This window comes from Nocardiopsis salina YIM 90010 (assembly GCF_000341025.1).
GTDB classification, from domain to species: Bacteria; Actinomycetota; Actinomycetes; order Streptosporangiales; family Streptosporangiaceae; genus Nocardiopsis; species Nocardiopsis salina.
On record NZ_ANBF01000141.1, the window covers coordinates 25,002 to 35,426 of the forward strand.

Consider the following 10,425-nt stretch of genomic DNA (forward strand, 5'->3'; position numbering starts at 1 on the left):
CCGACCCGCATCGACGAACCCCTTCGCCCCCGAGGCCCCCTGACAGCCCAAAAGAACGGGTCCAAGAGCCAACGGCAACTACACACCCCCGGGGGTGCTTCATTGCGACCAACGCTTGCGGCGTGTGCACCCCTCCCCGCTCCTGCGAAAGCACAAGCCGCCCCCCTGCACTCCCGGCAGGGCACGGAGTGCCGGAGGCTGGCACGCGTGCGGGCGGGCGGCCCTGGGTGGGAGATTCTCTGTACCGTGGGCAGGCTCGCGGTTGTTCCCCCCTCGTGCCAGGACAACCAAAAAAGGCCCCCGTGGAGTTATCCACAGACCTTTTTTCGGTCTTTTCGGGGCACGCGGGACGGCCGGAACCGGGGTTCATGAACGGCCGGATCGGCGTGTTGGGTAAGGGCTTTGTTGCCTTTCGGGCACTGCCTTTTCCGGGGGCCGCCGGGTTATGATTGAAGCATGACGAACCACACCGCAGCAGCGCACACCGGCCCGGGCAACGACCCGGTCGCCGCGCGCGCCTTCGCCGCGGTGCAGGAGTTCGCGCAGACCTTCCAGGGCGATATCCCTTTCGGCGCCGCGGGCGAAATGATCGCGCGCGTGGAAAAGGCCCACGCATTGATCGAGACCCTCACCCTGGCCACGCTGTCCCCGCTCGCGGCCATGGAATCCTCGGGAGAATTGCTGCACTCCGGTGGCCAGAAGAACGTGGAAACGTACCTGACCCACGCCCGCGGCATCGGCGGCACCCACGCCAAGCCCCTCGGCGTTTTGGCGCGGGGCCTGCACGAGGGTGGGCTGCCCCTGACGTCGGCAGCGCTGGAGGAGGGCGCCGTCTCGGTCGGTGAGGCCGCGGCCATCGCCGTGTGCGTCAAGGAGCAGACGAACAAGCGCGACACCGCCCAGTGGCCCCAGGAGGCCGGTTACCGGGCCCGCATCGAAACCGGCCTGGTCGGTCTCAAGCGTGAGCGCCCCCGGACTTCGGTGGCCACCCTCAAGTGGACGGCCCACCGTCTGGGGGCGGGCCTGTGCCCGGGGCGGGCGGAGAAGGACGAGCAGGCCGCGTTCGAGGCGCGCGGGGCTCGGCTCTCGCGGGGGTTCGAGGGCGATTTCCACTTCACCGCCTGGGGCCCGGCCTCCGACGCCGAGCGCTTCCAGGCGGCCTTGGACTCCTTCACCGCCCCCGTCGGCTCTGAGGCCGACGGTGGTGTGGTGCGGGCCAAGAGCACCCGCACCTACGACGCCCTCCTGGCCGCGGCGGGCTTCGCGCACGGCCACCACGGGTGCGCCAAGGCGCCCGGCCCCAAGGCCTACCTGAACATCACGGTGCCGCTGGCCACCTTCCAGGGCCAGAGCGGTTCTGACGCCGCGGTCACCGGGGACGGCCACACCCTGGCCCTCTCCCAGGTGCGGGCACTGGCGGCGGAGTCGATCATGCGCCGCCTGGTTTTCGACCCCGGCACCGGCCGGACTCTGGATCTGGGCCGCGGCCACCGCCTGGCCCCCAAGGGGCTGCGCGAGGCGGCCTTCGCGGGCCACACGCGCTGCGCCTGGGACGGGGGGTGCGATGTGCCGGCCTCGTGGTGCGAGGCCGACCACATCGTGGAGTTCTCGGCCGGTGGCACCACCAGCCTGGACAACCTCCAGCCCTTGTGCCGGACCCACAACCGGTTGAAGTACCGCCACAGCATCAAGGCCGACCACCGGGCGGCGGCGCAGCAGAAGGCACCGAAGGCGGCGACGGGGGCCGAGGCGCCCACGGCGACCGCGGTCCCGACGGCGACGGCGAAGGCCCCGGCCGGTTCCACCGGACCGCCGGGCGAGGGCGACCCTCCCACCGACACCGGCCCGCCCCCGGCGAACGCCCCGCCCTCCGGCTGACACCCACACCCGCACCCCACCCACCCCCAGGGGCTTGCCCCCGTGGGGTGGGTGACCCCTGGGGTGTTCACCTACGCCCGCACCCACCAGTGGCAGCCACGGATAGAGAATCTCCATGCCGGCGGCCAGGCACACCCCGCCCCGGGATGCGCCCCCGAGATCCGACCCCGCTTCCCAGCACACAGCTACCGCTACCGGTAGGCGGCGTGCAGTACAGCCGAAAGCAGCGGCCAGCACGACTGGTCGTCAGCACAGCGGCCCGCCCCGGCCGCCACACACCAAGGGCCTGCACCTGCACGTTCCGCCGGTGTTGCCCCGCCGGCCGTGGGTGCACCGTCAACGAGGACCACGGCCTCGAGAGCTCCGCGCCCGGGAATTCCGGGCCCGCCCGCACGCGTGCCAGCCTCCGGCACTCCGTGCCCTGCCGGGAGTGCAGGGGGGCGGCTTGTGCTGTCGCAGGTGCGGGGAGGGGTGCACACGCCGCAAGCGTTGGTCGCAATGAAGCACCCCAGGGGGTGTGTAGTTGCCGTTGGCTCTTGGACCCGTTCTTTTGGGCTGTCAGGGGGCCTCGGGGGCGAAGGGGTTCGTCGATGCGGGTCGGGTGAGCCCGGCGAACAGGCCCGGAGCGCACACCCCGAGGCGCCCCGAGCAACCGAGCACCCACCCGCACACTCTCCACCCGTCCAAGAGCACTGGAAGGGGCGCCGATGTGGGTTGCGTACAGGGCCCGCCGGGCTATCGTTCCCGACCCCGACGAACCACCGCCCCCGAGGCAACACCAACGAACCCGACCCAACCACCGCCCTGGCCTACGGCCGGAGCCCCTTGAGCGTGGCCACGTCCTCGCCGTGCGGACCCTCCGGCCCGGGCGTCTCCAGGGTGATCGGCACCCCCGCCGTGACCGGGTGGGTGAACAGCTCACCGAAGGCGTCGGCGCCGATGTGGCCCTTGCCGATGTTCTCGTGACGGTCCTTGTTGCTGCCGCACGGGGCCTTGGAGTCGTTGGCGTGGATCAGGTACAGGCGGTCGGCGCCCACGACCTCACCGAACCGGTCCAGGGCCTCGCGCATACCCGCGCGCGTGGAGATGTCGTGCCCGGCCGCGAACAGGTGCGCGGTGTCCAGGCACACGCCCACGTTCGGGTGCCAGTCCAGCGCCTCGAAGTAGGGCACCAGGTCGTCGACGGTCGCGCACAGGACCTGGCCCTGCCCGGCCATCGGCTCCAGCAGGAGCGGCGGGACACCGTCGCCCAGCTCCTCCAGGGGCGGCATGAGGCGCTCGCGCGTGCGCGCGAGCCCGGCCTCGCGGCCGCCGGAGACGGCCGAGCCGGTGTGCACGACCACGCCGCCCGCACCGATCTCCGCCCCGCGCCGCATCGTGTGCCCCAGCGAGTGCACGGACTTGTCCGCGGTCGCCTCGTTGGTCGTGCCCAGGTTGATCAGGTAGGGCGAGTGCACGAACACCGGGAGCTCGGTGTCCCGCATGCGCTCGTCCTGCTTCGGGTCGCCCTCCTTGGTCGCCCACCCGCGGGGGTTGGAGGTGAAGACCTGGATGCTCTCGGCGCCGATCTGGTCCGCGTAGGCCAACCCCTTGGTGGCCATACCGCCCGCGACCGGGACGTGCGCGCCGACCGGGGTGAAGGGGTACTGAGTGTCGTTCATCGCCGCCCAAGCTTACGGCGTGGACCCAGCCAGCGCGCCGTGCCGGTGTTCACACCCGGTGCGTGTCCCGGTCCGGGGGCCTCACCGCAGCGGTCGGTGACAGTGCCAGAGGTGGAACGGACGAGTACCACTGCGAGGTCCGGGTGAGCGCCGACGACCTGGATCTGCTCTGCCGCCACATCGCCGTCGTGGCCGCTCTCGGGGAGCCCTTGACCTGCGAAGCACCTCCGGAGGCCGTCCGGCGCATGCGCGGGGCCGCACACGTGCTCACGGCCGCGTTCGGCGACGGCGCGGGCGAAGGTCCGGTTCCGGCCGCGCACACGCCCACGATGCCCTAGTCTCGTGCTCGTGAGCACCGAGAACCCGCATCCCCGCCTGTCCGACGTCACCGCGGCCTTCGAGAAGATCTATCCGCCCGCGTGGGCGGCCTCCTGGGACGCAGTCGGACTCGCATGCGGAGACCCGGACCGGACCGTGGGCAAGATCCTCTTCGCGGTCGACCCCGTCGAGGCGGTCGTCGACGAGGCCCTGCTCTGGGGAGCGGACCTCGTCATCACCCACCACCCGCTCATGCTCCGCGGGGTGCACAGCGTCGCCGCCGACACCCCCAAGGGCCGGATCGTGCACCGCCTCATCCGCTCCGGCACGGCCCTGTACACCGCGCACACCAACGCCGACACCGCCGCACCCGGGGTCTCCGACGCCCTCGCGCGGGCCGTGGGCATGACCGGGCCGCTGCGCCCTCTCGACCCCGACCCCACAGACCCCGAGGGCCGCCGCGGCATCGGGCGCATCGGTACCCTCGACCAGCCGCTCGTCCTCCACGACTTCGCCGACCAGGTCGCCCGCGGCCTGCCCGCCACGGCCGGCGGGGTACGCGTGGCCGGGGACCCGGACCGGCTCATCACCACCGTGGCGGTCTCGGGGGGCTCCGGTGACTCCCTGCTCGGTGCGGCCCGCGCCGCAGGGGTCGACGCCTACGTCACCTCCGACCTGCGCCACCACCCCTCCTCCGAGTTCGTCGAGGAGCCGGGTGCCCCCGCGCTCGTGGACACCGCCCACTTCGCGAGCGAGTGGCCCTGGCTCACCGACGGTTCGGTGCACTTGGCCGACGCACTCGCGCGCGAGGCCGGTCCCGGGGGAGCTAACGTGGAGATGCGCGTGTCGACGACCGTGACGGATGCCTGGTCACAGACGTTCCACCAAGGGTGAGACACACCCACCTCCGCGGGGCACCGTCCCCGCAGCCGGCCCGGCGGCCGGTGACCAACTGAACAGAGTCAGGGCGCCGACGGCCATCGCGCCTTCCCTCAGTCACTCCAGGAGACCTCACAAGTGAAAGCCGAACCCGCTGCGCAGGCCAGACTCCTCGACCTGCAGAACCTGGACACCGAGCTCCAGCGCCTGGACCACCGTGCCCGCACCCTGCCCGAGGTGGCAGAGGCCGCTGCGCTCAAGGAACGCGCCGACGAGCTCGAGGCGGAACTGATCTCGGTGCGCACCAAGGCCTCCGACATCGAGCGCCGCCAGCGCAAGGCCGAGAGTGACGTCGAACAGGTGCGCAACCGCGCCGACCGCGACAACAAGGCCCTGGAGTCCGGACAGATCACCAACGCCAAGGAGCTGCAGAACCTCCAGTCGGAGATCGCCTCCCTCGCCCGCCGCCAGGGGGAGTTGGAGGAGATCGTCCTGGAGGTCATGGAGCAGTCCGAGGAGCTCTCCTCCGAGGTCGACCGGGTCGCCGCCGCCCGCGAGGAGGCCGTGGCCGAGCACACCGCCACCGTCGCCCGCCGCGACACGGCCCTGGCCGAGATCCACCTGGACCGTACCCGCCTCTCCCAGGACCGCGAGCGCGTGGCCGAGGAGGTCCCCGCCGACCTGCTGGCCCTGTACGACAAGCTGCGCGCCCAGTACGACGGTGTGGCCGCGGCTCCGCTGCGGTACGGGCGCTGCGGCGGCTGCAAGCTCGTGCTCAGCACCGCCGAGATCAACGAGATCAAGGCGACCGCCGCCGACGAGATCGTGCGCTGCGAGGACTGCCGACGGATCCTGATCCGTACCGAGGACTCCGACGCGGCGGGCCGGGACGCCGAGTGAGTACGGGGTGGGGTGCTCCCGACACCGAGCCGACCCGGTTGGTGCTGCTGCGGCACGGTCAGACACCGCTGTCCGTGGACAAACGCTTCGCCGGCCGCGGTGACGTCGAGCTGACCGACGAGGGCCACCAACAGGCCAGCGCCGCCGCACGCCGGGTCGCGGCCTGGCCCGTGGACGCGGTGGTCTCCTCGCCGTTGAGCCGGTGCCGGGACACTGCTGCCCACGCGGCCGAGCAGCTGGGGCTGCCGGTCGAGGTCGACGAGGGTTTCGTGGAGACCGATTTCGGTGAGTGGGAGGCGATGACCTTCGCCGAGGCCCGCGCGGTCGACCCCGGCGGGGTGGACCGGTGGGTCAGCGACCCGCAGGTCGGCCCGCCCGGCGGTGAGAGCTTCGCCCAGGTGGCGGCCCGTGTGGGCGCGGCCCGCGACGCGCTCCTTCGCCGCCACCGCGGCCGTACCGTGCTGGTGGTCTCCCACGTCACCCCGATCAAGATCCTCGTGCAGCAGGCCATGGCGGCCCCGCTCGAGGCGCTGTACCGCATGCACCTGGACACTGCGTGCCTGTCCCGGGTCGACTGTTACGCCGACGGCCCCATGGTCGTGCGCTCGCTCAACGACACCGCCCATCTGGCCTGGGAGAGCCTGTGAGGCGGTAGGATCGGTGTCGAGGGGAGTCGGCCAGGCGATCGCGGACCGCGCCGGGTGCGCGGGTTCGAGGAAAGTCCGGACTCCACAGGGCAGGGTGGTCGGTAACACCGACCCGGGGCGACCCGCGGGAAAGTGCCACAGAAAACAGACCGCTACCGCCTCGCGGTGGTAAGGGTGAAACGGTGGTGTAAGAGACCACCAGCGGCCGGAGTGATCCGGCCGGCTGGGTAAACCCCACCCGGAGCAAGGTCAAAAAGGGGACCCCAGGGTCCCTGCGCGGATGTTCGAGGGCTGCCCGCCCGAGTCCGCGGGTGGACCGCACCGAGGCCGTCGGCAACGGCGGCCCCAGATGGATGTTCGCCCGGTCCCCTGCGGGGACCGACAGAATCCGGCTTATCGGCCGACTCTCCTCACCCTTTTCTTCTCTCCTGCCCCGTCGGCGCGCACAGCCGCTGTGTGCACCTGCGGAACGGATAGGTCCCTACATCCCCCCAGTGATGGGACACGTGGCGCCCGCGCCTGTAGATTGGCCCGTGCCTCCGTGACCGCGGCCGGAGCGGGCGAACGCCCGCCGACCGGCCTCGGACGAGACCACGGGGCCGGCGGGCGTCCGCTTCACGGGAATGGGTGCAACGTGTTCGACTCCACCATGTTCTGGGTGGTTCTCTTCGGCCTACCGATCCTGGCGATCGTGGCGATCATCCTGCTGGCCGCTTATCATGCCTCGGGCGTTCAGGACGACGGCCGCGACGACGCACCGGAGGACGACTCCTCCACCAGCTGAGAGCCGTCCCCGCCGACCGCACCGGTGCGGGGCGCGGGCACGTCCTGCACACCGTTCACCGCGACGAACTCGCCGGTGCCGGGGTCCAACAGGTGTACCCGGGCGGTCTCCAGGTCGTAGTACATGCCGGTCAGGGTGAGCTCTCCCGACTCCACCCGCTCGTGCACCACCGGGTAATCCATGAGGTGTTCGAGCTGCTCGCGCACGTTCTCCTGGGCCAGCCGGCGCAGCGCCTCGGCGGCGGGGAGCCCCGCGNTCCTGTTCGGCGCGGAAGAGCCCGCCCTCGCCGTGTGCCAACCACCGGCGCATGTGTGCGGTCTCCGATTCCTCGGCGCTGCGGTGGGTGCGGTCCAGCAGCGCCTGCATGGCGCCGCAGTGGGAGTGCCCGCACACCACGATCGAGGGCACCCCCAGCACGGTGACGGCGTACTCCACGGCGGCGCCCACCGAGTCGTCCCGGCCTGTCGAGCCGTGCCTGGGAACCAGGTTGCCGACGTTGCGGACCGTGAACAGGTCGCCCGGCCCGCTCGCGGTGATGACGTTGGGCACCACCCGGGAATCGGCACAGGTGACAAACAGTGACGTGGGGTGCTGCCCGTGGGGGAGGCGGCTGAGCACGGAGCGCATCCGGTCGGCCGTGCCCGCGTGGTACTCCCGGGCGCCTGCGGCGAGCAGCCCCACCGGGTTGAGGCCGCTGCGGGAACTGCCGCGCATCTGCCACGGCGCCCACCAGCGTGCCGAGCCCCTCGGTGTGGTCTTGGCCGCGGGGGCCGACTGCGCCGAACTGCGGGCGTACCAGTTCTCGTGCACCTCGTCGATGTCTACCCGTCCGCCGGTGCGCTCGTGGTCGACCCTCCACGCGTGGATGGCCTCGAAGGCGGCGTGGTCCATGAAGTCCACGTGCAGGTCGATGTCGACGGGAGTGCCCTCGGGCACGGTCCGCAGCACGTGCGCCAGGCGCGGCACCGCCAGGAAGGTCAGCGACCCGTTGACGGCGATGTGCACGGTGCCCTCGCGCTCCTCGGTGGTGACTGTGAGCTTGGTCAGGCGGCGCAGGGACACGATCATCGCGAGAGCGAAGCCCAGGAAGACCCCTTCCAACAGCCCCAGGAAGACCACACCGAAGAGAGTGGTCAGGTAGACCCCGGACTCGTGGTGGCGGCGCAGGTCCCGCAGGTGGGCGATGGAGACCATGCGCGTGCCGATGAAGACCAGCAACGCGGCCAGCGCAGGCATGGGGATCAACTCGACCACGTGCGCGAACAGCGCGACGAAGAGCAGGATCCACACACCGTGCAGGATCGTCGAGAGCGGGCTCTGGGCACCGGCGCGCACGTTGGCGGTGCTGCGCACGATGACCCCGGCCACCGGCAGACCGCCGAGTGCGCCGCTGACGGTGTTGGCCGCGCCCTGACCGCACAGCTCGCGGTTGAGCTGCACTCGGCGGCCGTTGTGCATGCGGTCCACGGCGATCGCGGCGAGCAGGGACTCCACGCTGGCCACCATGGCCACGGCGGCGACCGCGAAGGCGATGCCGTGCCACTGGTCGGACTCGGGCAGGGCCGGGCCGTTCCAGGCAGAGGCCAGGGAGTCGGGCAGGGCGACCGTCTCGACCTCCCACCGGCCCAGGGTCGCGATCAGGGTCGCGGTGCCCACTGCCACGAGCGCGGCCGGGATCAGGGCCGGCTTGAAGCGCCCGATGGCCGGCATCCGGTTCCAGCCGAACATGAGCGCGACGGTGATGACGCCGACACCGACGGCGGCGGTGTGGTTGTTGGCGATCTGTTGGGGGAGCTCGGTGATGTTGGCCAGCGCCGAGCTCTGAGGTGCTCCGCCCAGGACCACGTGGAGCTGGGCGAGGGCGATGGTCACGCCCACCCCGGCGAGCATGCCGTGCACGACGGCGGGGGAGACGGCCAGTGCCGCGCGGGCGATCCGGCAGGCGCCCAGGGCGAGCTGGACGAGCCCGGCCAGCAGGGTGATGAGACAGGTGACCCGCCAGCCGTAGGTCATGACCAGGTCGGCGACGATGATGGTGAGTCCGGCGGCGGGTCCGCTGACCTGCACCATCGACCCACCGACGGCGCCGGCCACGATCCCGCCGACGACGGCGGCGATGAGACCGGCGATGAGGGGGGGGCCCGAAGCGNCGAAGCGACGGCGATCCCCAGGGACAGGGGGACGGCGACCAGGAAGACCACCAGGGAGGCACCGACGTCGGCGGTGATCCCTTTGCGGCCCATGGGTGCCCCGCGGCCGTCGTCCGGTGGTGCGGACGGCTCGCGGGGCGGTGCTCCCTGGGCGTCGTTGCGCATGGTTACTCCGTTCGGGTTGGACCAGGCAAGTGATGCGTCGGCGCACGGGGGCTGCGGACCAGAGCGGTGGAGGGTGGCGTGTGGCGGGCACACGGGACCGAAGGACCGCGCATTGTGTCTCGACAGTCACCAACTGTAGTCACTTCTGCGGCCGCAGTGTTACGGAGTGTGGTGGTCCTGTGAGGGGTATCACTGGCGTCACAGGCAGGGGGAGTGCCGGGTGCACACGAAGAACGCCGAGGTGGCGCGGGGTGCGCCGCCTCGGCGTCGTGAACTTCTGGGTCGCCCGCCACTGTGGGGGTGATCACACGATGTCATCCCCGGGGCGGGACCGTGTCAGCGGAAACGGCCGTCGTCGTAGTAGTCCTCGGGCGGGAGGGGACGGCCGTAGGCGTCCCGCGGGTAGGGGTCGGTCGACGCCGAGGGCGAGGGGGTGCCCCACCCGTCCGCCGGCGCGGGCCCCCCGTGCTGGGACGGGGACGGAGGGGCGTAGCCGCCGTCGAGCATGTCCGCGTACCCGGGACCCGGAGCCTCGTTCTGCGGGGGCTCACCGGCGTACCCGGGAGCGCCGCCCGACCACAGGTCGGCCGGGTACCCGCCCGTGGGCGTCGCCTGGTACGGGTGCGTCGGAGGCTCGCCCGGGGCTTGGGATCCGCCACCCGGGCCCGGCTGGAGCGGGTTGTTCCACAGGGCGCCGGACGGTGCCTGGGTCGGCTGCCCGCCCGGTCCGGGCTGCGCTGCATGGGTGCCGCTGTCGAAGGGCGAGGGCCCGTTCCCCCGGGGTGCCCCGTGATCGCCGTGTGTGCCGGCCGGACTGCCCGGAAAACCGCCGTCCTGGACACCCCACGGCGGGGCCTCGCCGGGCACGGGACGGTTGAAGGCGCCGCTGTCGTGGTGGGGGCTCTGCCATCCGCTGAGGTCGGTCCCCCGGGCTGGATAGGCGTGCGTCCCACTGTCCCAGGGGCGGTGGTGGTTCCCGGTGTCGTGGGCCGGCCCCCACGCTCCCGCTCCCTGGTCGGGGCGGGCGTGGCTGCCGCTCTCGT

The 10,425-nt window shown here is 71.9% G+C and carries 6 protein-coding genes, 1 other RNA gene and 2 pseudogenes; 6 read left to right on the forward strand and 3 right to left on the reverse strand.

Annotated features, from left to right (window positions below):
- Positions 1–456 precede the first annotated feature (456 nt).
- Positions 457–1,878, forward strand: a complete 1,422-nt coding sequence (locus tag D474_RS0115820; protein ID WP_017614523.1) for an HNH endonuclease signature motif containing protein — start codon at positions 457–459, stop codon at positions 1,876–1,878.
- Positions 1,879–2,687: 809 nt separating this feature from the next.
- Here D474_RS0115820 and D474_RS0115825 read toward each other — a convergent pair.
- Positions 2,688–3,539: a deoxyribonuclease IV gene (locus D474_RS0115825; RefSeq protein WP_017614524.1), complete on the reverse strand. Its 852-nt coding sequence runs from the start codon at positions 3,537–3,539 to the stop codon at positions 2,688–2,690.
- 62 nt (positions 3,540–3,601) lie between these two features.
- Here D474_RS0115825 and D474_RS0115830 point away from each other — a divergent pair, with 62 nt between their 5' ends.
- From D474_RS0115830 to rnpB, 5 genes are all read left to right on the forward strand, one after another.
- The gene (locus tag D474_RS0115830) at positions 3,602–3,877 is read left to right on the forward strand and encodes a hypothetical protein (protein WP_152476866.1); all 276 of its coding nucleotides are present in this window, start codon (positions 3,602–3,604) and stop codon (positions 3,875–3,877) included.
- 4 nt (positions 3,878–3,881) lie between these two features.
- Complete coding sequence (locus D474_RS0115835; protein ID WP_017614526.1) at positions 3,882–4,751, forward strand: Nif3-like dinuclear metal center hexameric protein; 870 nt, start codon at positions 3,882–3,884, stop codon at positions 4,749–4,751.
- 123 nt (positions 4,752–4,874) lie between these two features.
- Entirely contained in the window at positions 4,875–5,636 is a 762-nt protein-coding gene (locus D474_RS0115840; protein WP_017614527.1) for a zinc ribbon domain-containing protein, read from the forward strand.
- Entirely contained in the window at positions 5,633–6,283 is a 651-nt protein-coding gene (locus tag D474_RS0115845) for a histidine phosphatase family protein (RefSeq protein ID WP_017614528.1), read from the forward strand. The genes D474_RS0115840 and D474_RS0115845 overlap by 4 nt, the downstream gene beginning before the upstream one ends.
- A gap of 22 nt (positions 6,284–6,305) precedes the next feature.
- An RNA gene (rnpB, locus tag D474_RS30495) (RNase P RNA component class A) lies at positions 6,306–6,695 on the forward strand.
- Positions 6,696–7,015: 320 nt separating this feature from the next.
- On the opposite strand, the pseudogene D474_RS28900 reads toward rnpB, so the two are convergent.
- Both D474_RS28900 and D474_RS32300 read right to left on the reverse strand, forming a co-directional pair.
- Positions 7,016–9,382, reverse strand: a pseudogene (locus tag D474_RS28900) (SulP family inorganic anion transporter).
- A 336-nt stretch (positions 9,383–9,718) separates the two neighbouring features.
- A pseudogene (locus D474_RS32300) lies at positions 9,719–10,425 on the reverse strand (hypothetical protein); the annotation flags it as partial.